The sequence below is a fragment of the Mycobacterium sp. pW045 genome, assembly GCF_041287085.1.
Classification (GTDB): Bacteria; Actinomycetota; Actinomycetes; order Mycobacteriales; family Mycobacteriaceae; genus Mycobacterium; species Mycobacterium algericum_A.
Window position 1 is genome coordinate 208,140 of the sequence record NZ_JBGGKU010000007.1, and the last position, 24,090, is coordinate 232,229.

21 protein-coding genes and 2 pseudogenes are annotated in these 24,090 nt (G+C 66.2%); 10 read left to right on the top strand and 13 right to left on the bottom strand.

What is annotated here, in order from left to right; all coding sequences use genetic code 11:
- The first annotated feature begins 94 nt into the window (after window positions 1-94).
- Window positions 95-976 carry an NYN domain-containing protein gene (locus ACAG20_RS13700; RefSeq protein ID WP_112684733.1) on the top strand — a complete coding sequence of 294 codons (882 nt, stop codon included), beginning with the start codon at window positions 95-97 and terminating at the stop codon, window positions 974-976.
- 14 nt (window positions 977-990) lie between these two features.
- Here ACAG20_RS13700 and ACAG20_RS13705 read toward each other — a convergent pair whose 3' ends face one another.
- From ACAG20_RS13705 to ACAG20_RS13715, 3 genes are read right to left on the bottom strand one after another with little or no spacing between them, the layout of a single operon-like run.
- Complete coding sequence (locus tag ACAG20_RS13705) at window positions 991-2,589, bottom strand: peptide chain release factor 3 (RefSeq protein ID WP_370492895.1); 1,599 nt, start codon at window positions 2,587-2,589, stop codon at window positions 991-993.
- Between the two features lie 55 nt (window positions 2,590-2,644).
- Complete coding sequence (locus ACAG20_RS13710) at window positions 2,645-3,484, bottom strand: SDR family NAD(P)-dependent oxidoreductase (protein ID WP_370492896.1); 840 nt, start codon at window positions 3,482-3,484, stop codon at window positions 2,645-2,647.
- A gap of 1 nt (window position 3,485) precedes the next feature.
- A complete protein-coding gene (locus tag ACAG20_RS13715; protein ID WP_370492897.1) occupies window positions 3,486-3,959 on the bottom strand; it encodes a nuclear transport factor 2 family protein in 474 nt (157 codons plus the stop codon).
- A 42-nt stretch (window positions 3,960-4,001) separates the two neighbouring features.
- Between ACAG20_RS13715 and ACAG20_RS13720 the strand changes: the two genes are divergently transcribed.
- From ACAG20_RS13720 to ACAG20_RS13730, 3 genes are read left to right on the top strand one after another with little or no spacing between them, the layout of a single operon-like run.
- Window positions 4,002-4,250: a hypothetical protein gene (locus ACAG20_RS13720; protein ID WP_370492898.1), complete on the top strand. Its 249-nt coding sequence runs from the start codon at window positions 4,002-4,004 to the stop codon at window positions 4,248-4,250.
- 23 nt (window positions 4,251-4,273) lie between these two features.
- Complete coding sequence (locus ACAG20_RS13725) at window positions 4,274-4,531, top strand: type II toxin-antitoxin system Phd/YefM family antitoxin (RefSeq protein WP_370492899.1); 258 nt, start codon at window positions 4,274-4,276, stop codon at window positions 4,529-4,531.
- Between the two features lie 6 nt (window positions 4,532-4,537).
- The gene (locus ACAG20_RS13730; RefSeq protein ID WP_370492900.1) at window positions 4,538-4,930 is read left to right on the top strand and encodes a type II toxin-antitoxin system VapC family toxin; all 393 of its coding nucleotides are present in this window, start codon (window positions 4,538-4,540) and stop codon (window positions 4,928-4,930) included.
- A gap of 18 nt (window positions 4,931-4,948) precedes the next feature.
- On the opposite strand, the gene ACAG20_RS13735 is transcribed toward ACAG20_RS13730, so the two are convergent.
- The 3 genes from ACAG20_RS13735 to ACAG20_RS13745 all read right to left on the bottom strand — a co-directional run bounded on the left by ACAG20_RS13735 (window position 4,949) and on the right by ACAG20_RS13745 (window position 8,161).
- Entirely contained in the window at window positions 4,949-6,589 is a 1,641-nt protein-coding gene (locus tag ACAG20_RS13735) for an NERD domain-containing protein (RefSeq protein WP_370492901.1), read from the bottom strand.
- Between the two features lie 52 nt (window positions 6,590-6,641).
- A complete protein-coding gene (locus tag ACAG20_RS13740) occupies window positions 6,642-6,776 on the bottom strand; it encodes a hypothetical protein (RefSeq protein WP_286167728.1) in 135 nt (44 codons plus the stop codon).
- Window positions 6,777-6,886: 110 nt separating this feature from the next.
- Window positions 6,887-8,161 (bottom strand): cytochrome P450, encoded by a 1,275-nt coding sequence (locus tag ACAG20_RS13745; protein WP_370492967.1) that lies wholly within the window; start codon window positions 8,159-8,161, stop codon window positions 6,887-6,889.
- Between the two features lie 180 nt (window positions 8,162-8,341).
- Between ACAG20_RS13745 and ACAG20_RS13750 the strand changes: the two genes are divergently transcribed.
- Entirely contained in the window at window positions 8,342-10,345 is a 2,004-nt protein-coding gene (locus ACAG20_RS13750; protein WP_370492902.1) for an SEC-C domain-containing protein, read from the top strand.
- 168 nt (window positions 10,346-10,513) lie between these two features.
- Complete coding sequence (locus ACAG20_RS13755; RefSeq protein ID WP_370492903.1) at window positions 10,514-12,451, top strand: SEC-C domain-containing protein; 1,938 nt, start codon at window positions 10,514-10,516, stop codon at window positions 12,449-12,451.
- A 124-nt stretch (window positions 12,452-12,575) separates the two neighbouring features.
- Here the strand turns inward: ACAG20_RS13755 and ACAG20_RS13760 are convergent.
- The 4 genes and pseudogenes from ACAG20_RS13760 to ACAG20_RS13775 all read right to left on the bottom strand — a co-directional run bounded on the left by ACAG20_RS13760 (window position 12,576) and on the right by ACAG20_RS13775 (window position 14,654).
- A pseudogene (locus ACAG20_RS13760) lies at window positions 12,576-12,973 on the bottom strand (type II toxin-antitoxin system VapC family toxin).
- A complete protein-coding gene (locus tag ACAG20_RS13765) occupies window positions 12,970-13,215 on the bottom strand; it encodes a type II toxin-antitoxin system VapB family antitoxin (protein WP_370492904.1) in 246 nt (81 codons plus the stop codon). Before ACAG20_RS13765 ends, ACAG20_RS13760 begins: the two are co-directional and overlap by 4 nt.
- A 55-nt stretch (window positions 13,216-13,270) precedes the next feature.
- Window positions 13,271-14,260, bottom strand: a complete 990-nt coding sequence (locus ACAG20_RS13770; RefSeq protein ID WP_370492905.1) for a hypothetical protein — start codon at window positions 14,258-14,260, stop codon at window positions 13,271-13,273.
- 10 nt (window positions 14,261-14,270) lie between these two features.
- Window positions 14,271-14,654 carry a nucleoside triphosphate pyrophosphohydrolase gene (locus ACAG20_RS13775; RefSeq protein ID WP_370492906.1) on the bottom strand — a complete coding sequence of 128 codons (384 nt, stop codon included), beginning with the start codon at window positions 14,652-14,654 and terminating at the stop codon, window positions 14,271-14,273.
- A 93-nt stretch (window positions 14,655-14,747) separates the two neighbouring features.
- Here ACAG20_RS13775 and ACAG20_RS13780 point away from each other — a divergent pair, with 93 nt between their 5' ends.
- Window positions 14,748-15,881, top strand: coding sequence for an HNH endonuclease (locus tag ACAG20_RS13780; protein ID WP_370492907.1), 1,134 nt, complete (start codon window positions 14,748-14,750; stop codon window positions 15,879-15,881).
- Window positions 15,882-15,919: 38 nt separating this feature from the next.
- Here ACAG20_RS13780 and ACAG20_RS13785 read toward each other — a convergent pair whose 3' ends face one another.
- From ACAG20_RS13785 to ACAG20_RS13795, 3 genes and pseudogenes are all read right to left on the bottom strand, one after another.
- Window positions 15,920-19,021, bottom strand: coding sequence for a DUF3427 domain-containing protein (locus tag ACAG20_RS13785; RefSeq protein ID WP_370492908.1), 3,102 nt, complete (start codon window positions 19,019-19,021; stop codon window positions 15,920-15,922).
- Between the two features lie 161 nt (window positions 19,022-19,182).
- On the bottom strand, window positions 19,183-19,794 hold the full coding sequence (locus tag ACAG20_RS13790) for a hypothetical protein (RefSeq protein WP_370492969.1): 612 nt from the start codon (window positions 19,792-19,794) through the stop codon (window positions 19,183-19,185).
- A gap of 291 nt (window positions 19,795-20,085) precedes the next feature.
- Window positions 20,086-20,268 (bottom strand): annotated as a pseudogene (locus ACAG20_RS13795) (DUF2510 domain-containing protein); the annotation flags it as partial.
- Between the two features lie 334 nt (window positions 20,269-20,602).
- On the opposite strand from ACAG20_RS13795, the gene ACAG20_RS13800 reads away from it, so the two are divergent.
- The 3 genes from ACAG20_RS13800 to ACAG20_RS13810 all read left to right on the top strand — a co-directional run bounded on the left by ACAG20_RS13800 (window position 20,603) and on the right by ACAG20_RS13810 (window position 23,970).
- Window positions 20,603-21,247, top strand: coding sequence for a hypothetical protein (locus ACAG20_RS13800; protein ID WP_370492909.1), 645 nt, complete (start codon window positions 20,603-20,605; stop codon window positions 21,245-21,247).
- A gap of 147 nt (window positions 21,248-21,394) precedes the next feature.
- A complete protein-coding gene (locus ACAG20_RS13805) occupies window positions 21,395-22,417 on the top strand; it encodes a protein phosphatase 2C domain-containing protein (protein WP_370492910.1) in 1,023 nt (340 codons plus the stop codon).
- Window positions 22,414-23,970: a hypothetical protein gene (locus tag ACAG20_RS13810; RefSeq protein WP_370492911.1), complete on the top strand. Its 1,557-nt coding sequence runs from the start codon at window positions 22,414-22,416 to the stop codon at window positions 23,968-23,970. Before ACAG20_RS13805 ends, ACAG20_RS13810 begins: the two co-directional genes overlap by 4 nt.
- Window positions 23,971-24,090 lie beyond the last annotated feature (120 nt).

Sequence of the window (24,090 nt, forward strand, 5' to 3'; positions counted from 1 at the left end):
CCACCCCGCGTCAGCAGTTGTCGCTCAGAGCCGGGCAACTACCCCATTCCCACCAAGCCGCTACGGATGTGGCCGGTGGTGCCACACTGTCACCATGACGCAATCCGGCGACACCAGGGTCGCGGTCTACATCGACTTCGACAACATCGTGATCTCGCGCTATGACCAGGTCAACGGACGCAACTCGTTCCAGAAGGACAAAGCAAAGGGTCTGGCCAAGCATCCGGATCGGCTGGCCCGGGCCACCATCGACGTCGGGGCGATCATCGACTTCGCGTCGTCGTTCGGCACGCTGGTGCTCACCCGCGCCTACGCCGACTGGTCGGCCGAGGTCAACACCGGCTACCGCCAACAGCTGGTGGCCCGCGCGGTCGATCTGGTGCAGTTGTTCCCGGCGGCCGCCTACGGCAAGAACGGCGCGGACATCCGGTTGGCCGTCGATGCGGTCGAGGACATGTTCCGGCTGCCGGATCTGACCCATGTGGTGATCGTGGCCGGCGACTCCGACTACATCCCGCTGGCGCAGCGCTGTAAACGGTTGGGCCGCTATGTGGTCGGCATCGGGGTGGCCGGATCGACCAGCCGGGCGCTGGCCGCGGCCTGCGACGACTTCATCAGCTACGACGCGCTACCCGGGGTGCCGGTGTTCGAGCCCGCACCGCCCGACGCCGACGCCGACGCCGAACCGAAGCGGCGCACCCGCCAGCCCAAGCAGCAGCCCGAAGAACCGCCGGAGCCGGATCCGGCGGACACCGCCACCGCGCTGCTCACCCGCGCGCTGCAGATCGGCCTGGAGAAGGACGACGTCGAGTGGTTGCACAACTCGGCGGTCAAAGCGCAGATGAAGCGGATGGATCCGTCGTTCAGCGAGAAAGAGTTGGGCTACAAGTCTTTCAGTGATTTCCTGCGGTCCTACTCCGACCTGGTCGAGCTCGATGAGAGTTCGACGACGCGAATGGTGCGGCTGCGCAACTGATCCAGCGGTCCCGGCTATTCGTCGGCGGCCACCAAGGACCGCAGCTGTATATCGGGGTTGTCGCGTTGGAAGCCTTGCAGCCGCCAGCTGTTGGAGAACAGTGCCAGGTGCACCCCGTCGCTACGGGTCATGACCTCGGTCAACGACTGCCTGGCGACGAAGTCGACGTCGCCGGGGTCCACGATCCGCGCGACCTGGTAGGGCAGTGACTCCAGTGAGATGGCCGCGCCGATCTCGGTGGCCATCCGGTGGGCCGCCACCTCGAACTGCATCGGGCCGACCGCGGCGAGCACCGGCGCCTGGTCACCGCGCCGATCGGAGCGCAGCACCTGCACGACGCCCTCCTGGTCCAACTGCTCGATGCCGCGCCGGAACTGCTTGTGCTTGCTGGGGTCGACGTTGCGGGCCACCGAGAAATGCTCGGGCGAGAAGCTCGGTATCGGCGGATACTGCACGGGCACATCGCAGTACAGTGTGTCGCCCGGGCGCAGGGCGGCGGCGTTGGCCAGCCCGATCACGTCGCCGGGCCAGGCGGTGTCCAGCGTGGAGCGTTGCTGGCCGAACACCGATTGGGCGTACTTGGTCACAAACGGCTTGCCGGTCGCGGCGTGGGTGAGCACGTCGCCGCGTTCGAAGGTGCCGGAGTACACCCGCGCATAGGCGATGCGGTCGCGGTGCGCGGAGTCCATGCCGGCCTGCACCTTGAAGACGAAGGCGCTGAACGGCGCGTCGGTGGCGCGCCGGACGCCGTCGATGTCGAGCGCCCCGCCGGGCGCCGGCGCCAGCTCGGTGAGCACGTCGAGCAGCTGGTTGACCCCGAAGTTCAGCGCCGCCGAGGTGAACAGCACCGGTGATGCGGTGCAGTCGAGGAACGCCTCGCGGTCGAAGTCGGATCCGTCGGCGCTCAGCAGTTCGCACTCTTCGACCGCGGTGTCCCAGTCGGCACCGGCCGCCTCGTGCGCGTCGGCGGCGGGGATGTGTTCCTCGGGTGCCGCGGTGGCGCCGCCGGCGGTCCGGGTGAATCGGATGAAGTTCCCCGAGCGGCGGTCGAGCACCCCCTGGAAGTCTCCGGCGATGCCGACCGGCCAGGTCAACGGGGTGGGCCGCAGCCCGATCCGGGTCTGTATCTCGTCCATCAATTCCAGGGCGTGGCGGCCGGGGCGGTCCCATTTGTTGATCACGGTGATGATCGGGATCCGGCGGTGGCGGCACACCTGGAACAGTTTGAGGGTTTGCGGCTCAAGGCCTTTCGCGGCGTCGATGAGCATGACTGCGGAGTCGACTGCAGTCAGCACCCGGTAGGTGTCTTCGGAGAAGTCGGCGTGGCCGGGGGTGTCGAGCAGGTTGATGACGCAGTCCTGTCCCCGCGCGGTGCGGTAGCCGAACTGCAGCGCCGTCGACGTGATGGAGATGCCGCGGGCCTTCTCCATCTCCATCCAGTCCGACACGGTGGCGCGGCGACCGGATTTGCCGTGCACCGCGCCGGCCTCGGTGATGGCCTTGGCGTGCAGCACCAGCGCCTCGGTCAGGGTGGATTTGCCGGCGTCGGGGTGGCTGATGACTGCGAAGGTCCTGCGGCGGCCCGCTTCGGAGTGCACGGCGTTGTCGGTCATGGCGCCAGAAAGTGTATGGGCGCTGGTGCCCAGATCGACAATCGGGCGGGCACGGCTAGTACAGCGGCCCGCCGCCGAACAGTTCCCGGTGCGAGTCGGGCTGGTTGCCGTCGATATCGGTGACGGAGTAGTCCAGGGCGGTCTCGGCGGTGATCAGGGTGTGCCCGCTGCGTGCGGCGATATCGGGGTCGGCGGCCAGCGCGGCGATCACCCGGCCGATGAACTCCGGGGTTTCGGCGTTGGCCAGCGCGAAGCCCTGGAAGTTGTCCAGGCCGCGGTCCATGAAGCCTTGCATGACTTCGTTTTTCACCAGCCCGGGCCACACCGATATCGCGCTCACCCCGGTGCCGGCCAGTTCGACGGCCATGTCGGCGGCCATCTTGTCCAGCCCGGCTTTGGATATGCCGTAGAGCACCGAGTGCAGGTGGCCGCGGGTGCCGAACGAGGAGATGTTGACGATCAGGCCCGACCCGCGGTCCACCATGAGCTGCGCGGCGTGCACGGAGCCGACGTAGTGGGCGCGCAACCCCACCCCGATCAGGGAGTCCCAGTCCGACAGCGGGCGCTGCCAGAACTTCTCGGTGAACCCGGCGAATCCTTTGGGTGCCGCCCACACGTTGTTGACCAGTAGGTCCAGCCGGCCGTGCTGGTCGTCGGCGATGCGGGCGAACAGCGCGGCGATCTGGGCGTCGTCGCGGTGGTCACACTGCACGGCAATGCCGCGCCCGCCGCGGTCGCCGACAGCCGCGGCGGTCTCATCCAGCGGCCCACCGGTTCCGCCCTCGCGCCGCGCGGTGACATAGACGGTCCAGCCGGCCGAGCCCAGCGCCAGCGCGATGCCCTTGCCGACGCTGCGGCTGGCACCGGTGACCAGGGCGATTCGGGCGTCGTTCATCTCAGGCCTCCACCACGGCGTCGCCCAGTGGGCGGGTGACCACCCAGAGTTGCCGGAAATGGCTGCGGGCCATCTTCCACGCCCCGTCCTCGATGACGTAGTCATCGTCGTATTCGCCGGTGAGCAGGCGTTCGGTGCGGTCAATCAGGTTGAGCTGCCGGAACTTCAGCGTCCAGTGTCCGGTGGCGGTGCTCGGGCCGGTGATGGTGATGTCGGGGTGCATGCCGTGGTGCATGTCCAGGATCACCGGTTTGCCGTCGACTTTGTGCAGCGCGATGCGGGTGAACACCTCCGCGATCTGATCGGCATCGTCGAAGCCGCCCAGCGGGCCGTAGTGCACGTCGGCGCCCTGGGCGATGAAGCAGGCCCGGAAGGTGACGGGGTCTTTGGCGTCGCAGGCCCGGAAGTAGCGGTGCTTGAGGGCTTTGATGGCCTCGATCTGCTCAAGGGCTGCCAGTCGCTGCTCGACGGTCATCGTCCGACGATAGTTGTCGGTACCCCGTGCCACGGTGGGGACATGAGATACCTGCTTGCCGCGCTGGCGGTGTCCGGGCTGGGCCTGGGTGTTCCGGTGGTCGCGTGGGCCCAGTCGCCACCACCGTGCGCGGCCTACGACACCTGCCAGTACATGCCCAACCCGTACTACGACGGCCCGCTGCTGCCGACCTGGAACGTGCCGGGCACCTACGGCGGCTGGACCACACTGCCGGTGATGTGCGACCCGGTCACCTATTCGTGCCAGACCTACGTTCCGGGAATGCGGTGACGATGGAACGCTACACTTGTAGCATGGCCGCTACAGTTCCAGCTCGCGATCTCCGGAACCACACCGCGCAGATTCTGCGCCGGGTCGCCGCTGGTGAACAGATCGAGGTGCTCAAAGACAACCGCCCGGTGGCGCTGATCAGTCCGGTTTCGCGACGACGCCAGTGGCGGCCCGCCGCGGAAGTGCTCGGCGAACTGGCGCGATTGGGCCCAGATAGCACCGGCATGCGTCAAGAACTGCGCGAGATTCTCGCGCAGACCACCGACGACCTGCCCGACTGAGCGGTCATGAGTCTGCAGCGAGCGCTGGCGGACACGTCAGTCTTCATCGGCCTTGAAGCGCAACGTATCGACACAGACAGGTTTGCAGCGTTCGAGTGGGGCGTGTCAGCCATCACGCTCGGAGAGCTCCGACTAGCGGTGTTGCAAGCCTCCGCTCCCGAGGCCGCAGCGCGCCGGCTATCCACCTACCAAATCGCGCAGCGCTTCGAACCGTTGAGCGTCGATGAAAGAGTCTCCGAAGCGTGGGCCTTGTTGGTCTCACAGCTACACGTCGCCGGCCGGAAGGTCCCGATCAACGACAGTTGGATTGCGGCAACGGCTTTGACTCACAATGTCCCGGTCGTGACCCAGGACACCGACTACTCGGCGATGCCCGACGTCACCGTCATCCAGCTCTGACGATCCCAGATCGAAGCCCTAACCGATTCCCAACTTCCGCGCCAGCGCCGGTCCGCCCACCTCGGCGATGAAATCCGGATCACCGCAGACCACGAGCTGATCCCGGGCCCGGGACAACCCGACGTAGAGGCGTTCCCGGGCCAGTTCGACCGGGCCGCTGGCGTCGACGACGAGCACGACGGCGCGGCGCTCTAATCCCTTGAAGCCCCGCACATGTCCGTAGAACACCTGCTCGGCGTCCCAGAAACTGTCCCAATAGGCCTCGGTGCCCTGTTGCTGGCGGGCGACCTGTTCGGGGTGACGGCTGCCGGTGGTCAGCAGCGCGACGTCTTCGGGCCGCCAGCCGTCGTCGAGCAGCCGCTCGACTTCGTCATCGCCGGTTTCAACGGCGGTCTCCTTGCGGCACGGCACGAACCGCACCTCCGGCCCGTCGGCGCCCAGGAACCGGATCGGGTGATCGACCAGCGGCCGGAAGGTGGCGGCGATCTGGCGGGTGTTGCGCAGGTTGCGGTCGAGTACCAGCGACACCAACGGCACCGGCGGCGTGCCCTGCCGGTCGAAGACCCGCTGGCCTTCGTCGCTGAACACGAACAGCCCGCCCTCCTCGTCGTCGCGCAACGACTCCAGCAGCGGGTCCCACCAGGCGTCGGCGAAGTCCTGCGCCTCGTCGACCACGATCGCGTCGAACCGTTGGCCGTGGTCGAGGTTTTCGGCCAGCGCCAGCATCTGCTGCGGCAGCTGCTCCTCAAAGAACACCGAGTCGTCTGGGTGGCCCGCCCCGTCGGGGGCACCCCACATCACGCCCAGCGAGTGGAACTCGCCGACGTAGGCGGGCTGCTGGCGGCGTTTCCACGCCCCGGTGAGCCGTTTGAGGTAGGAGGCCAATCCGTGCGAGTAGCACAGCAGCGCAACGCGTTTCCCGTCGGAGGCGAGCCGGCGGGCCTGCTCCACGGCCAGGTAGGTCTTGCCGCTGCCGGCGCTGCCGCGCACCTGCACCCGGTTGAGCAGCCGGATGGCCTCCAGGATCACGGCTTGCTGTTCGGTGAGGGCGTCGGCGGCGCTGTCGTTGGCCAGGGCGCGGGCGACCACGTCGCGCTGCGGCAGCCCGCGCCCGGCAAGGGCGGTGCGGAACTGGTCGATGCCGTCGGCGGTCAGCAGCGGCCGGTCGAGTTCCTGGCGGATCAGCACGTGGCGCAGCCGAGACACCAACTGCGGCAGGTCGTTGCGGTCGATCACCTTCCAGCGCGGGCAGTCGGGCAGTTCGAAGTCGTCGGGCAGCTCGGTGTGCGGCAAGGCCACCACGTGATCCCAGCGCAGTCGGCCCTGTTTCCAGCGCGGATCGTGCTCGATGTAGTCCCGCAGCGCGTAGCAGGCGTCGCGCGCCTGGCGCACGGGATGGATACGGCGCTCCTTGGCCCCGGCCCGCTGCCGCCACCCGGATCCGTCGTGCCAGATCTCGCCGCCCTTGACCTCGATGCAGATGATGCCGGCGCCCTCGATCGCGACGACGAAGTCGATCTCGTGGTCTTTGAGGTGATCGGTGACGCGCTGACCGGAGACGATCAGGTCGCCGTCCTGGAGTTGGTCGATCAGCGCCTGATAGACGTGGCGTTCAGAGGAGCTGGCGAAGCGTGGTTCGTCGGGCAGCGAGATCGGCACGCCGACGAGACTGCCATGGCCTACCGACGGCAGCGTGCGTTTCGCGTGCGAATCAGCAGAGTCGGCCGGCGAAGAATGCCGATGACACCAGGCCGACGCACAACGCCACCGTGGTCTGGCCCATCATGCCGGCGCCGATGGTTGCGGTGGCCGCAGTGATACCCAAGGCGCTCAAGAAAGCGGTCATGGCAGCAGCTCCTGTGTTCAGGGTCACATCTGTTTTTTAACGTGGTCTACACCACATCATATGTCAGATCGAAAAGCCAGTCCATGCCGACGCACCCGTGGTCGTCGGGGTCAAAGAAGCCGCGTGACCTGTACGTTCAGCCCGTCACGGGGCTGCAGGGCCGCATAACCGCCGGCGCGTATGCGCTGGTCGGCAAGGCTGAGCTCGGTTCTGGCCAGCAGCCGGGCCAGCATCACCGTCAGCTCAGCGGTCGCAAAGGTCGACCCGATGCAGCGGTGCGTGCCGCCGCCGAACGGCAGGAATTCGTACGGGGCCGCCCGCCGGTAGCCCGGCCAGGCGGGATCCCAGCGACGCGGTTCGAAGCGCAGCGGGTCGGGCCACAGCTCGGGTAGCCGGTGGGTGACGTACGGGCTGAACACCAGCGTGCGTCCGGCCCGGATGCGCCGTCCGGCGAACGACAGGTCGCGGGTGACCTTGCGCGCGGAGATCACCGCCGGCGGGTAGAGCCGCAGCGTCTCGTGCACGACGCCGTTGAGGTAGGTCAGGTCCTTCAAGTCGGCGGCGGCTGGGGCGCGGCCGTTGAGGACATCGCGGATCTCCACGACCGCGGTCTCCCACACCCCGGGGTTGGCGAGCAGGTTGTAGACCGCCCAGCCCATCGCCGCGCTGGTGGTTTCGTAGCCGGCGGCGATCAGCGAGACGATCTGGTCGCGGATCTCGTCGTCGCGCAACGACGCGCCGTCGTCGGTGCGTCCGTCGATCAACGTGGCCAGCACGTTGTCGTCGGGGCTGGGATGGGTTCGGGCGCGGGCGATCTCGGCGTAGATCAGCTCGTCGACGCGGGCTCTGGCGGCCATGGCGCGCCGCCAGGCCGGGGAGCGCAGCAGCTGTTCGGCGCGTAGCACCTGCGGCAGCCGGTGGGTCAGGTCGATCAGCGGTTGCAGTTGCTCGCCGAGGAAATCGGTGTGGCCGGCCATCGCCTGCCCGAACAGCGATTCGATGGCGCTGCGCCGGATCGCCGAGCGCAATGCGGCGAAGACGTCGACGGTGGCGCCGCGGTGCCAGGTGTCGATGACGCTGTCGGCGTTGGCAGTCATGACTTGCAGATAGTTGGCGATGTGGCGGTGGTGAAACGCCGGCTGGACCAGGCTGCGGCGGCGACGATGGTCGGCGCCGTCGCTGACGATCAACGCGGTGGGTCCGTCGACGGGCACCAGCACCTGGAAGGCGTCCCACCAGTTGAAGGCGTCGGAGTTGGCGAAGACGAACTTGTTGGCATCGGCCCCGAACACATAGACGTAGCCGTGGCGGCCGATCCCGGCGTCGATCATCGGGCCGCGGCGGCGGTGCAGCGCGGCCAGCGCGTCGCCGGGTCGGTAGCGCACGGGGTGGGTCATTTGACGCTGAGGGTAGTGCCCGTCGTCGGCCGCCGAGCGAATTCCGGTGTGGCGTGGCAGCGGTCGATCGCGATGTCAGCGCGATGCGGGCTTTCCGTCGGGCGAGGGTCGCGAGCCTCAACGCGTTGCGCGCTGCACCCGAGGACCGCCGACCCTAAGGTGTCATCCGTGACCGATTCCTCCGAGGCGGTACCGGCCCTTGCGGCGATCCTGACCGAACACGGCGCGCTGGCCGCCGAGGACATCGAGCTGCGGCTGCGCGAGGCCGGTGTCACCGACCCGGACGCCGTCATCGAAGAACTGCTCAACGACTACAGCTGCCCGGCCCGACCGCTGCCCGACGATCGGTGGGTGTGGTTGCCGGCGCTGCTGGCCGGGCGGGTCTTCACCCACCGAATCACCGCCGAAGAACTCACCCACGACGTGGTGGCGGTCAGCCCGGATCTGGATCCGATTGTCGAACTGTGCAATCACGACGACTACGCCGAGCTTGCCGACGGCGCACCGGTGGCGGTGGTACTGCCTGGTTACGACGACGAGCTGCTGGCGGAGCGCGGCATCCCGGTCGAGCTGATCGCTGAGTCCGGCGCGCTGCTGCTGAAGCCGGGCGCGTTGGCCGGTCTGGGGTTGGCCGCCGGCGATCTGCTCGGGCTGCGGTTGACCGACGGCGGGATCGCGCTGGAGCCAGTCGCCGCGACCACGGACACGACGCTCGGTGATCGGCTGGCCGCTCTGCTCGACGCCGACGAGCCGTCCTATTTCGCCGCCGTGGTGTGGGCGGTGTGCACGGCGGACCCCGCCCTGTTCACCACGCCGCTGGCCCCGCTCGGCGAGATCGCCGACGAGCACGGGCTGGCTCACAGCGGGGACTCGCTGGCGCCGGCCGGATTCGACTTCGAGCGGTGGCGCTTCGAGCGCAAATGTGCTCGGCTGGCCGACCGGTACGGCCTGGATGACGACGATGCCTTCGTGCTGACCACGCTGGTCGAGATTCATGCACAGATGGCCCAAGTGCTCGACATCGCCATGGCCGACACGGGCGACGACGAGGTCGAAGCGCCCGCCGAAACCGAGTCCGCCGACGGCCAATACGCAGACGTGCTCGGCGAACTGGGTGCCGCACTGGCCGATCCGGTGCTGGCGCTGTCGTTCATGGAGGAGGCGACCCGTGAGGGCCGGGCGGGTGCTGCTGCCCTGGGCATGCTCGCCGAGTCGCTGGAGTCGAAGGTGCCGCGCTCGGCGCGGGTGGCCACCCGCTGGCTGCAGGCGATGGCGTGCGAGGGGCTCGGCGACGTCGCCGGGGCCGAACGCGAGCTGTTGGCCGCCGAATCATTGGACCCGGAGTGGCCGCTGCCGTTGCTGACGCTGGCCCGGATCGCCTCCGATCGCGGCGACGCCGAGGCCGGTTTGGGGCTGTTGCATCGCGCCGGTGTCGGATCGGATCACCCGCTGGTGCGTCTGCTGGAAGGGCATCGGACGCAGCCGCGTACCGACGTCGGCCGCAACGAGCCGTGCTGGTGCGGGTCGGGCCGCAAGTACAAGAAGTGCCATCTGGGTAATGAGCAGTTGTCGCTGCCGGAGCGGGTGGGCTGGCTCTACGCCAAGGCCCACCAGCAGCTGCTCGGCGGCGAGTGGGCCGAGTTGTTGATGCTGGCGGGCTACGAACGCATCCGCCACGTCGAGGATGAGATCGACGATCTGCTGGCGGCCGCCAAGACCGACCCGCTGGCGATCGACACCATGCTGTTCGAGGGCGGGGCGTTCGCCGAATTTCTGGAACTACGTGGCGCATTGCTGCCCGACGACGAGCGGCAGCTGGCCGAGCAGTGGCTGCAAGTGCCGCGCGCGGTGTTCGAGATCGAGCAGGTCCGGCCCGGCCACAGCGTCACCGTGCGCGACGTGCGCATCGGCGAGGTGCTCGAGGTCACCACGCGGAGTCGCGCGCTGGAGCCGGGGCAGCTGATCTGCTCACGGGCGCTGCCGACCGGCGAGGGTTTCGCGTTCTTCGGCGGCATCGACCCGGTCGAGCCAGATGAGCGCGATGAGCTGCTCGCGCTGCTTGACGACGAGCCGGATCCGGTGGAGCTGGTGGAGTTTCTGAGCCGGTGGCTCGCAGTGTCGGACGTCTTCGATGAGTCCGCGGAACCGGCGGAGAGCGACTGGTCCGGCTGACTTGCCGACGTCGCCGTGCTGAACTACGACGACGCGTTGTGGTGATTGCCCGCCTCTGCGCGACACCGCACGTTATGTCGGGTCCAAGAGCGAACTCCGCGGACGCTTCTGCACACCGCCCGGTCTGGTGAAGTGCAGCCGCCCGGCCTCGTCCCTACCCTGACCGCCATGACCGAGCCGTTCGATCCCGTCAGGCTACTGTCGACGATTCTCACCGAGCACGGCCCGCTGCACGAAGCCGACATCGCCGAGCACCTCCGGGGCGCTCGGGTGACCGACCCCGCCCGTGTCCTGCGGCGGCTACGACTCGGAATCGAAATCCCGGTAGGGCAATTGGCCGACGGACGTTGGGCATGGTTGCCCGCCGTGCTGGCCGGCCGGGGGTTCACCCGACGGGTCACCGAGGCCGAGGTGGACTTCGATGTGCTCACCGTCGGCCCGGATCTCGCCCCTATCGCCTTGCTCTGCGACTGCGCGCTCTATCAACGGCTGGCCGATGGATCCGCCGTCCACCTTCTGCGGCCCGGCGATGATCGCCTGCTGTCCGAGTGGGACATTCCGGAGTGGTTGCTCAGCAACGGAAGTGTGCTCGCGCTTGAGGTAGGAACGTTCGAGGCACTCAAGGTCGATGACGGTGATCTGGTCGGCCTGCGGCTAAGCGAGGCGGGCCTGGTGGTCGAACGAGTCACCGCGGCGCTCACAACGACGGCGGACTCACAGCTGGCGGCACTGCTCGGCACGCAGCCGGAGTGCATCGACGCGCTGGCATGGACGGTGTGCGTAGCCGATCCGGCACTCTTCACCGAGCCGGTAGCGCCGTTGTCGGAACTGACCGAGAAGCGTGGCCTGGCTCGACGTGGCGAATGGCTGGCACCGCCGGGTTTCGACTTCTCCCCCTGGGTTTTCGAGCGGGAAAGTGAGCGGCTCGCGCGACGCCATCGTCTGACCGGCGATGCGGCGGAGATGCTGAACATACTGCTGCGACTGTATGGGCTGCTGGCGGTGTACCAACTGCGCGAGCGTCCCGTCGCCGACGCGGCCGAGTCTGCGGTGAACGCGGTCGACGACATCATGGATGACGTCGGCAATGCACTGGCCGATCCGGTGATCGCGGAGGCGCTGGCGGCTGAGACCGTGCGGGACGGCCGATTCAGCGCGGGCGGGTTGCGGTTGCTGGCGGACGCGTTGTCGCCGCGGGTGGCGCCGCAGTCGCGGGTGGCCTGCCAATGGCTACGTGCAGTCGCGTGCGAACGCGACGGCGACATCGCCGGCTTCGAACGTGACCTGCTGCAGGCGGAGGAGATGGACGACAGCTGGCCACTGCCGCTGGTCGACTTGGCTCGCCTCGCCTCTGACCGCGGCGACGCCGAGGCCGGCCTGGCGCTGCTGCGACGCGCCCGAGCCAAGGCAGATCATCCGCTGCACTACCTGCTGCGGCTCCATCGCCCACAGCAGCGAAACGATCTGGGCCGCAACGCCCCGTGCTGGTGCGGATCGCGACGCAAGTACAAGAAATGTCATCTGGGCAAGCTGCCGTTGTGCGACCGGGCGGGCTGGCTGTACCACAAGGCGATTCAGCACGTGCTGTCCGGCGACTGGACCGATCTGCGCTACGCGGTTGCCTATGAACGGTGTCGCTCGGTCATCGTCGACGACGTGGACGCGTTCAATGCGGCACTGGCCGACCCGGTGGTGATCGACACCGTGCTGTTCGAAGGCGGCGGATTCGAGGAATTCCTGATGGTGCGCGGCATGCTGCTGCCCGAGGACGAACAGGGGCTGGCCGAGCAGTGGGTGCGGGCGCCTCGTTCGGTGTTTGAGATCGAGCGCGTGCAGCACGGCAAGGGTGTCGCCGTATGCGACGTACGCACCGGCGAACGACACGGGGCCGTGGCGTACACGGCCGACTACACGCTGTACCCCGGGCAGCTGGTCTGCGCCCGTATGGCGCCCGACGGCGTCGGCATGCGGTTCTTCGCGCTGGAGCCGGTTTCGGTGCAGCAGCGTGATCGACTGATCGCACTGCTCAACGGCTGGTCTGACCCGGTGGAACTGGTGGCGCTGCTTAGCCGCGGTACGGAATCGACTCGCGCCTCGGCGTGGTAGACACCTCGTGATCCGATGGGACGAGGCCCACGTCAACGAACGCACCCAAGCTGAAGAGAGGATCCGCAGCACAATTGCCGTCGTCACCTCGGCGAAGCGAGACCCTGCATGTTCGCGAAGTTGCCTAGTCGTCGGCCGCCGAGCGAATTCCGGTGTGCTTGAAGTCATCACCTTTCCACAGCAACGGTTCCCGCAGATCGGTCGCCAGCGCGTAGGCAAGGCAGTCCCCGAAGTTCAGGCCAGCGGGATGGCCGCTGCCCTTTCCGAAGTCCGCGTGGGCCTGTCTGGCCAGGCGTGCTTGTCGCTCGGACACCGGCTCGACGACAAAGCCGGCTTCGTCGAGAAATTCATCCAACGCTCGGCTGATCACCGGATCGCGTTGGGAGCCCATGACAATGCCGCATTGAGGTAGGACGCCGCGGACAACCTGCGTGACGTTGCGTTGGCGATGGCTCGCGCGTATCGCGCCGCGTCGTCTTCGTCACGAAGGATCGCAACGATCGCCGACGTGCCGGCGATCATGCCGGCAGTCCCCGCTCGTCGTAGAGATACGCCCCGTCGTCGAGCCGCTTGGTCTCCGAGGTCATCCGGACTGCGGTCCGGCGCCCGATGGCGAGCAGACGATCGGCAAGGCCATCCGCCTGCAGTTGGGCCAGCCGCTGACGCACCGCACCGGCGACTGCCTGCGCTTGGGACTCACCGGTCATCTTGGCGATCTGTTTGATCGCCTCATGCACGGATGGATCTTTGATGTTCAACGCCATGGTTGGTACCTTTCTACCCCGACAATGGGACCCGTCGGAATGATGTCCGCAGCGGTCACCGGCCCGCCGGCGCCAACGACCGGATGCCGGCGAAGGCCTTGTCCAGCAGCCCGTTGCTGTCGTTGACTTCCAACATGATCGGGTCCATCTCGATGTAGCCGCGCGCATAGCGCAGTAGTTCGGGAAATTCGCCGACGCGTTCGACGAACTCATCGATGAATCTGCGGTAGCCCTCTAGCGGGGCATCGAACACCCGGGCGCAGTCGCGGACCACGTCGGCGTGGTCGCTCGGCGCGTCGATGCCACGGCAGCGTTCGGCCAGCGTGAGCACCCGCTCGTGCAGATCCATCAGCCGGTTCGCGGCATGCACGATCGCGTCGGCGTCGGCGCTGTCACCGTCGGTCGGATCGCCGAACATCCGGGTGAACCCCGAGCTGAGCATCAACTGCTCGATCTGGTCCATCAGCGCCAACAATTGCTCAAGTAGCTCAAACAGGTGTTGCGCCAGCTTGAATCCGGTGTGGATGCGGGTGCTCCGGCTCGGAGCGTAGCCCAGCTCTTGATCGCGCAGACGTGGTTGCAGCTCCGCACGCCGCTGCACCAGCACAGAAGCGAAGGCCGCGTAGCGCCAGCAGGCGGGCTTGTCGGCGATCAGCGTGGCCAGGGCTTCGGGGGTGTAGGCCACTGCGGCGGCTGGAGGATCGTCGTCGGGATCGTCGAGGCTATCCGCTGTCGAGTCGGCCTCGATGCGGCGCATCAGCTCGGCGCCGTCGGGCCCGTAGAGGCCTCTACTGTCGCCGCGCAACACCCAATGGTGCTGTCGATCGGCACGCTCGCGAACCTCTTTGCGGTAACGCACTGCAAGGGTCCGCTGCTCATCGAGGTAGGGCATCACTAGGTAGCCGACGAACACGAGCGCTGCCAGCACCATGGTCGCGATGACCCACCCGGCCGATCCGAACAGCGAGACAACAAGCAGTACGGCGGCGACCGGACCGATGCCGGCACGCAGTGCCGCGCCGGCCCGGTCCGTCACCGTGTTCATGGCCTAGAGGCTACGAGGGGGGTGTGACAGTTCGTCCTACGTCGGGGGAAGCTCCGGGCCCATATGGGAGACAATCGGCGCCGGCGGCCGACAGCCACCACCGTTGGACGAACCCGCCCCGCTCGCGACGCTTCCGTTCCGCAGCGACAACCAGGTCCTCGAAGCTCAGGCCGTGCAACGCGGCCATCGCAGCGAGCACCTCCAACACGTCGGCGATCTCGGCGAGCACCTCGGTCGTGGTCACTGCCTCTTTTAGTTCGGCCGCCTCCTCGAGGAGCTTGTCGTGCAAGGCCTCGCGGTAGGCTGTCTCATCGAGCACCCGAACATCCGGGGTGCGCCCCGACGCGCGGATCAAGTCGGGGATCTTGTCTCGCACGAGCTTGCCCTTAGACATCGACACCTCCTGCCATACTGCGTCTCGTGTCTTTCTACCGCCGGCTTCCGACAGCGCAGCCTGTGCGACGGTGCTCCGATGCGGAGACGTGCGGTGGCTGACGGGCTTATCGACCCGCTGCTGCTCGGCCAGCAGGTGGTCGCAATTCTGGAGACCGGCTTGCGGACTGCCACCTACAAGCTCGCCACGATCACCGCGCTGATTGACCACTGCATCGAGCACCTTCCCGATGATCCGGACGCGCCGCTGACCGTGCCGATACCCGAGCTGGCGCACCGTGTTTTGGAGATCTACTGGCGCCAGGTGCGCCCCTTCGATGGCCACGAGCTTCGTCAGTCAACGCAGCCGCGCGCCCGGATCCTCGCCGCCACCACCAGGTTCCGCGAGGAGTCCGGTGCCGGCCACCGCGGTTCGGCACTCGCGATCGCGATGCAAGGCGCCCCGCAGGCCTACCGCACGGCGATCGACGAGATCACCCTGTGTCTGGCCCAGCAGCCCTTGCACCGGCTGCAGCATCTGCCGGGTGGCGCCGCCGGCGACCGGTTTCTCTACGACGATTCATTTCTGCACGATCACGTCTCGCGGGCCACCCTGCGCGCCCACGGTGATGCCATCGAACTCAAGCCGGGGGTCGCCCACGGGTTGGCGCGACTGGCCGGGCTGCTCAAGCCGGCGCTGGAGATCATGTGGGTCGATGACGTACGGCGGATGAACAAGTTCCTCGACGCCGAGGTACCCGACGTGAGCGGCCACCTGTTCGGGCGGGAACGGATCTCGTTGGCCGCGGTGCGCGAACCGTTCAAAGACGTATTCGGCGCGCGATGCTTCTACTGCGACACCGCGTTACGGTCCGACAATCCGGTCGATCATGTGCTGCCCTGGTCGCTGGTCGGGATCGATGGGCTGGCCAACCTGGTCCTAGCCTGCCCGCGGTGCAACGGTGACAAGCGGCACGCCTTGCCGTCGCTGCAGATCGTGGACCGCGTGCTCGGCCGCGACCGCACCGTGCTGGAGCAGATCGCCAGCGAAATCGGCTGGCCGACCCAGTATGAGCGGGTGGTCGCGGCCGCCCGTGGGCTCTACCGCGGCCAAGCACCCGGAGTGCCGACGTGGTCGGGGTACCAGCAGAGCATCCGGCTGGATATCAGCCATCCGCAGTGGTGGATTCGGGTTGGCGTTGGTGCGGGGCAGGGCGAGTGCCATCACGGTCCCGGCCCAAGAACGTAGGCAGTTCGCAAAACGGTATCGCAGGCGCTATCCGAGACCTACGCCACCGCCACGCTCGACGCCTGAAACACCTCCGCCGGCATCGGCTGGTGCAGCCGCCAAGTGATCGCCATCGGTTTCTCGCCCTCGTGTGAGACGTAGTCGGCCGGTCCAAGGAACACATACGGCGCCGCGCCGAGCGCGTTGGATTTGGCAGCCCGTACGAACAACAGGATGTGTGAGCCGTTTTCGCGGTGATGGATGTAGCGCTGCCCAGTCGGCGAGGCTGCCGAGGTGGTGGACTGCGACTCCCAGTGAAACAGCCGGTCGCTGAGCGCGAAGTCGCGGTACATAGTGGTCGGCGAGTAGTCGGTCTCGGACTTCTTCAGCGTGATCAGGAACGCGTCGGTGTTGAGCTCTGGGCGCCATACGACACCCTCACGCATGGTGCTCGGGGTGCGGTTTTGAGCCGCGTAGTCCAATGCGGCCAAGATTTCCTCGCGCGAGTAGGTGGCGTGCACTTGCAGCGGAACCTCGGCCAGCGACGGAACGAGAACACCCAGGTCGTAGGTGGTGCGCCTGGCGGTATCGAAGGCGATATCAATGACCTGGCGCATTTCGTCGACGATGGGTTCTCCGGCCAGGGCACCGAGTCCGGCTGCGACATCAGCGAAGCCGCCGCCGTTGGGGAACAGCGAGTAGAACAGCATCGCGGCCAGTCGTCGTTCGGCCGGGCCGCTCAGGTCGATAGCCCCATCAAGACAGGCCCGATAGCTCTGCCAGCGCAGTCGATCGTCCGTGTGCGCGAGGGCACGGACGCGTTTGACCAGGTGCGTCTCTCGGGGGCCGGCTTCAAGGGCCAGCTTCCCGGCCTCGCGGCACAACGTAGTCCAGGACCGGTTGTTCTTCAGGATGTCGGGAAGACCCCGACCGTAGGCGTCGAGGTAGGCCGCCAGCCGGTCGTCGGGGTGAGATCGCACTTCGGAGACGAGCGCCACCCAACGGGGCGCCACTTGTTGTTTGATGTTGTCCAACACCAGTTTTTGCGCGACCCGGTCGAGCACGATCTGGCTTCCCGACGGTAGAAATGGGAAGCCTTGCTCGACCTGGTGTTGCAGCGCCTTGCCGCCCGTTCCGGTCAGGGCCCGGAAGCGTTGGTCGAAGCGGAATTCCCGGCGCTGGTGGCCGACGAAGTCGAGCGCGGTCAGCACGGTCTTGCCGTGAGTGAGTCGCAGCCCGCGTCCCAATTGCTGCAGGAAGACGGTGGCGCTTTCGGTGGGGCGCAAGAACAGCACGGTGTCGACCTCGGGGATGTCGAGGCCCTCGTTGAATAGGTCGACGGCGAAGATGATGTTGATGTCGCGGTTGCGCAGCGCGGCCAGGGCAGCGCGGCGCTCATCGGCGGGTGTGTCGCCCGAGACGGCCAGGGCAGGAATGCCGGCGTCGTTGAAGCACTGGGCCATATAGCGGGCGTGGTCGACGCTGACGCAAAACCCCAGCCCGCGCATGGCTGCGACGTCACCGACCTTGTCGTGCAGTTGTTTGAGCACGATGCGGGTTCGGGCGTCGTTACCGGTGTAGACAGTACTCAGCGCGGCCAGATCGTAGCCGCCGCGCTTCCATTGGACGGTTTCCAAGTCGGTGCCGTCGTGAATACCGAAGTAGTGGAACGGGCAGAGCAAGGTTTGCTCGAGGGCCTCCCACAGCCGCAGTTCGGCGGCGATGCGGCCGTCGAAGAAGGCGCGCACGTCCACACCGTCGGCGCGCTCCGGGGTGGCGGTCAGCCCGAGCAATTCAATCGGCTGCACATAATCGAGCAGTCGGCGATAGGACGCGGCTTCGGCGTGGTGGAACTCATCGACCACGACGACGTCGAAGTGGCCGGGGGTAATGTCGGCCAGCCGGCCCGCCGACAGCGATTGAATGCTGGCGAACACGTGGCGCCACTTGGTCGGCTGCTGGCCGTCGACGAGGAGTTCCCCGAAGGTGGCATCGGTGAGGACTTCCCGGTACATGCGTTGGGCTTGACCGAGGATTTCCTTGCGGTGCGCGACAAACAGCAGGCTGAGGTCGCGGCCGTGAATGTCGCGGGCCAGCCGACGATAGTCCAGGGCGGCCATGACGGTTTTGCCGGTACCGGTGGCAGCGACAATCAGGTTTCGGTGCCGGTCGTGCAGGGTGCGTTCGGCGTCGAGTTGCTCGAGCATCTCGGCCTGAAAGGGCTTGGGGCGCACTTCCAGGCCGGACAGGGTGACCGCCAGCGGGTCGCGCTTGCGGTCTCCGGATGCGGTTTGGAGGGCCTGGCGGAGCCGATCACCGTCTTGGCCGGGACGGTATGACTCGAAATCGCGGTTCTCCCAGTAGGAATCGAAGGTAGCCCGGAATTTCTCAAGCAGATGCGGGGTGGCGATCGCCGAAAGGCGCACGTTCCATTCCAGCCCGTCGACCAGGGCAGCGTGCGAAAGGTTACTGGAGCCGACGTAGGCGGTGTGGAAGCCGGTGTTGCGCCGCAGCAGCCATGCCTTAGCGTGCAAGCGGGTGATGGTGGTGTCGTAGTTGACCCGGACCTCGGCGCCGAACTCATTCACCAGGGCGTCCAGGGCGCGTGCGTCGGTGGCGCCCAGGTAGGTGGTGGTGATGACGCGCAGCGGGATGTTGCGCTCGCGTAGCTCGGTGAGCTCCTTTTCTAGCAGCCGCAGGCCCTGCCATTTGACGAACGCGCATAGCAAATCGACCCGGTCAGCGCTGGCAAGCTCAGCCCGCAGCTCGGCGGCGAGGGTGGGCTCGCCGCGACCGTTGGTCATTAGCGCGGCATCGGAGAACGGGGTGGCCGGGCGAGGGAGCCTGTTGTCGGCCAGGGCCTGAGCGCGGCGCACCTCGTCGAGGCGGGTGATCTTGCCCGGGTCGTCCGTGTGCAGGGCGGCGCCCTCGGCGTAGGTGTCGGGTAGTGCGTCCAGGATGCGGTGCGTCAGGGCCACCCGGTCTTCGACGGTGCGCGCAGCCTGCAGGGACCGTTCGATGATCGGTGCAAGGTAGTGCGCGATGGCCGATGCGTGCTCGGCGTCGTCGACGGTGCCGTAGTCAGGATGCAGGTCAGTGTGGTGCGCGAGCTGGACAGCCAATTGCTCGGTGAGCAGGGTTTCGTAGACGCCCGTGTCCATGGGGTGGAGGCTATTCGCTAAGTCCGACATTCGGCGCCCCGCCGACCACCTTCGGTCTCGGAAGTCGGTTCTCTGACACCCATTTGCACCTGAGCGACTTCGATCCCAGCCTCAACCACGTGTGGGTCCGACACCGTAGTGCGATCCGGTGAAGCCCGCGGTCAGTAAGGCAGCCCAATCAGTCGCGTCCGTCTCGTTTCGATGATGTAAGCGGCTATACCCAGCGCCACTAGGGCAAACGCAAGTATGCAGCTCCCAACCAAGCCGATAGCCGGTGAAAAATCGGCGCTGGCCAAGTCGGGCGGATCACCGAAGGTGCTGCGGAGATCGAAGAAATAGCTGGCGCAAAGCGCCCCCACGATACTTCCAACGACGGCCACCACTGTCGCGACGGCCTTGCGGTGGTTCGACCACAGATAGGCGGAACCAGCGATCAGCGCAACGATACCGAGCAGCAACGTTATCCAGCCCGGATGCGTGTTGACCAGAAGCGATGACGGATCACTCACATTCAGATTTGCATTGGCTGTGTTGTCGGAGTAGGTGACCGCGATGGTGGGATCACCGACGCCGGGGAACGAGTAGGTCTCCGAGGCCAGTGCGCCCTTGTAGGTGGCAACGATCCTTGCCTTCCCCCACACAGCGAAGGATGCGGCGATCAACGCGACACCGGCCCCGGCGATGGAGAGTCCCATCGTCCGGTGGATACCGCCAGCCATTCCGGCTCGCAACCGCGTCACCAGCAGTTGCTCGGAACCGCCGAAAGGAGGCATCGCACCGTAGCTCCCGGGGGGCGGCGGCAGAGGTGCACCGTACGGTCCATTGGGCGCGGCAGGGACGGAAGGACCGTGGCCGTCAAGCTGCATCGGCGGGGGCGGCGGCCCGTACGGACCGGCAGGTCCGGCGTGAATTGGAGCGCCGTAGCCATCCCTCGGCGTGGAGGCCCAAGGCGAATGGGTAGCGGGCGCACCCTGGTTGGGTGGAGCATAGGTAGGGTCTGCGGCTGCCATAGGATGGTGTGGTGTGGGGGGCTGGGTAGGTCGACGGTGCATCGATTGCTTCCGCCGCCGCTGTGGCGTCCAGTCTTGGCCGTCGTGGTAACGCTCCGCATCCTGCGCCTGCGGGTCGTCATACCAGCCGGGAGAGTTTGGCGTCGTCATCGGCGACTCCTCCGTTTTCTGACTGCTCTCTATGCTCGGACAATAACGCGACCGGTCGTCGACGGGTGTGCCAATGCGGGTACTCATGTCGCGAAGCGGGTTTCATACCTTAACGCGGGTGTCCGCGCCTGACGTTTGGCGGATCCGGTGAGCCCTTTCCCCGGCGGCTGATTGCGAGCGCGTGGGCAACCCGGGACCGGCTGAACGGTACTGCCGCCCCGCCTCATTCACCGCGGTCAGTCATATCGCGGCCCTAAGCATTAGGTGCCGCCGCGAATATGGCATTTGCTTCCCGGAGGCGCACCGCAATGCTAGCGTGACCCGGAACCGCGGTCCTTTACGGTAACTGCGACCGGGTGTCGACGACGGCGTCGACCCACGAGGTAGGAGTGCTGCAGGCGTGGAGCCCAAAGGATCAATTTTGCTGGTCTACTTCGTCGCCGACGAGTCTGGGTCGATGGGGCCAAACGTCGGTGACCTCAATGAAGGTCTGATCACATTGCAAGATGAGCTGCAGCGGCAACCGTTTGCGGCTGCTCGGGTTCGGTTTTCAGTGATCGGATTCTCCACCACGGCGTTTACTCACCTTGAAGCCGCGGACTTGCGGTCGACCACCTGGAGGCCGACATTGAGCGCTCAGGGGCTGACGTCTTACGCTGCCGCGTTCGAACAGCTCGGTTACCGCATATCCGTGGATGTTCCCCACCTGAAGCAGCAGGGATTCTCGGTGCTTCGTCCGGCAGTGTTTTTCTTGACTGACGGACTGCCAAACAAGAAGGAAGACTGGCGGGCAGCTCGGTCGCGATTATTAGCCACACCGACCAGACCCAACATCATTGCGTTCGGAATCGGCGATGCGGACGCCGCGGTAGTGTGCGAGCTGGCGACCGACGAGAAATACGCCTTCCAGGCCGCACGTGGGGCAGATACCGGGGCGGCCCTGTCGGAGTTTCTGACCTCGTTGACGCAGTCGGTCATCAGCTCCGGCCAGGCGGTCGCCGCCGGACGGGGCGAATTGCAGTTTGACCGCCCCGAAGGCTTCACCCTGGCAGTTGACGTCATCTAACCGAACGCCATGAGCTCCATGAGATGGGGTCGACGACGCCGTAGGACTCGTCACCAACCCGAACCGATTCAGGAAACTAGCTGGCGTAGGCGACGCGCAGATGCCCGGCCGGTCGATGACAGGGCACTCTACGGCCATGCAGTCCCCATGGTTGCCCGTGGCCCTTGGATGCCGACATCTTTCGATCCCACCCCCGCGGCACCTCACGACTGGGTCGGGACGACCAAGGTGATCGGCCCGCTTGCTATCCCGCAAATAAGCGTCGGGACACCTTCACCTTCGGGTGAGCCCGTCGCGATCAGCGCCGAGTTCCGGTCGTTCCCGTTTCGGCCTGACGTCGTCCTTGATGGGTGGTCGACCGACACGGTGACCATTCGCGGCGTCTCGCAGCGCGGACACATGCACCGCCACAACGGTGCACCACGCCAAGACGATTTTGCGATCCACCAACTGCCCGGCCGACGTGTCATCGCCGTTGTTGCCGATGGGGTCTCTGGGGCGCGACAGTCACACGTCGGCGCTGGAACCGCCGTCAGATATGCTGCCGACTGGCTGCGGTCAAATCTCGGCGACGATGTCGCACATACCGATTGGCAGTTGCTGTATAAGAACGTTGCGTGGGCGCTCGCCGAGCAAGCCAAGATCTCATACGGGTTGGACGAACCCGACCCGTTGCGCGCCGAGGAAGAATTCGCCACCACTCTCGTCTGCGCAGTGATCGAGCCCGCGATAACAGGGGGACTGCGCGCATACCTGACCGGTGTCGGAGATTCAGGAGCGTGGTTGCTCTCTTCGGGCATGTTCACCGAACTGCTCGGCGGTAAAGCGATATCAGAGACCGGGCTTACCTCGGCAACCGTGACAGCATTACCGCAGGTGCCAACTGACCCACTGGAGCCCACGGTGGTCGACATCGCCAGCAACGAGGTGCTGCTAATTGGCACCGACGGTATCGGTGATCCACTCGGCGATGGACGCGGTGGAGTCGGCAACCTACTGCGCGAGCTCCTGGCTAAACCTTCCCCACCGTCGCTGGTGGAGTTCGCCCACCTAGTGGATTTCAGTCGCGAGCTGTTCGACGATGATAGAACCCTGGTCGCCATCTGGGCGATACAGCCAGCGAACAGCGACCCGGCGCAATCACCTCGGCCCGAGGACAGGGCAAGATGATGCGTGCCGCAAAGCAACGAAATCAGTTGGGGCAGTTAACCAAGGTCGGCCAGGGTGGCCAGGGGGTAGTGTATCGGACATCGGCGGCTCGAACATCATTCACCGACGCCATGGTCTACAAGGAGTACAAGTCCGACACTCGTACCGATGTGGATTTCACTGCGTTGGCGGCGATGCCGACACTGGTGGAACAGTCGATGCCACGCCAGGAGGGTGAGCGGCTCATTTCGATCGCGGCGTGGCCGTGTGAGCTTGTCGAAGATGACGGGGTGCCGACCGGATTTTTGATGCCGGAGATCCCCGATGCGTTTACCGTATCGCTAACAACCCTGAAGGGGGTGTCGGACGGTCTCGCGGAGTTTCAACACCTGTTGAACCCGCAGGCGGTTCTGGATGCTCGCGGCATCGTCATCGATGAGGTGCAGCGCTACGAACTGCTGCGTGAGGTCGCCTCAGCCATGGCGTTTTTGCACAGGCACGCGGTGTGTATCGGCGACATGTCGCCGAAGAACCTGCTGTTTTCGCTGAAACCTCGGGCGGCGGTCTACTTCGTTGACTGTGATGGGATGCGGATCGACGGGATGTCAGTGTTGCCGCAGATGGAGACACCCGGCTGGGCGGTGCCGACGGGTGAAGAGTTGGCCACCGTGTATTCCGATGCCTACAAACTTGGGTTGCTCGCACTGCGGCTGATCGTCGGTAGCCAGATCACCACCAGGCCCGATGATCTTCCGACGGACACCCCGACGATGCTGCACCAGATCATCGCCGACACCCTCTGCCACGAGCCAGAACGGCGCCCACTGCCCGCGGCCTGGACCTACATCCTCAACAACGCCATCGAAGAAGCCCAACATCGCAAGAACACTCCCCTTCCAGCGCCGACATCGCCTGCCCCGGTTCCATCGACAAGCACAGCGCCACAGCCGGCACCACCATCCCGCTCAGTAGATTCGACGTGGGCTTCGGTCGCTAAGTGGGCGGCTGTCCTCACCGGGGCTAGCCTGGTGGCCATCTTGCTTGTCAGCGTCCTGTCGGCCGTTGTTGGCAACTTTGGTTCGCCGTCAAGTTCATCGAGCACTCCGTCAACAACGCGCGCCCATCGCACTACCGGGCCGAGCAACTCACCGAACTATTCATCACCAACGTCCTCTCCACCGACCTACTCATCCTCGACATCACCGCCTGCAGCGCAGGAGCCTCGGCAGATGGCCCTGCCGCCGTTGGTCAGTGGGCCGGATGGCAGCAGCCAGCGTCAAACTTGCGACGGCGGTTACCAGATGAACTCACGGACCGGTTGGGGGACCCGGTCGGGGCGCGGCACGCTAGAGACATCATGTCGATTTGCTCAGCAGGTGCTTGAAGCCTATTGGGCAACGTATGGCAACGTGAGCCCCGAACGACGAACGGTCGTAGCGGCGGGTAGCGTTCCGTGTCGTAGCACGTCCGGAGCCGAGTGTTCTGGGTCGAGATTCGTAGTGCACTGTGTTGCGTACGCCTCTAACTGGATCACCTGCAGGGGCGGCAACAATGCAGTGGTCTACTTGTACTAGACATTTCACCGGCAAGCCGAAATCCCGGTCCACTTTGGCCTGCCAACGGGGCCCTAGGGCAATGACCTAATCCACGTCAGCGCCAATTATCGCCGCCGCAAGGGCCAAGTCCGGCTTATC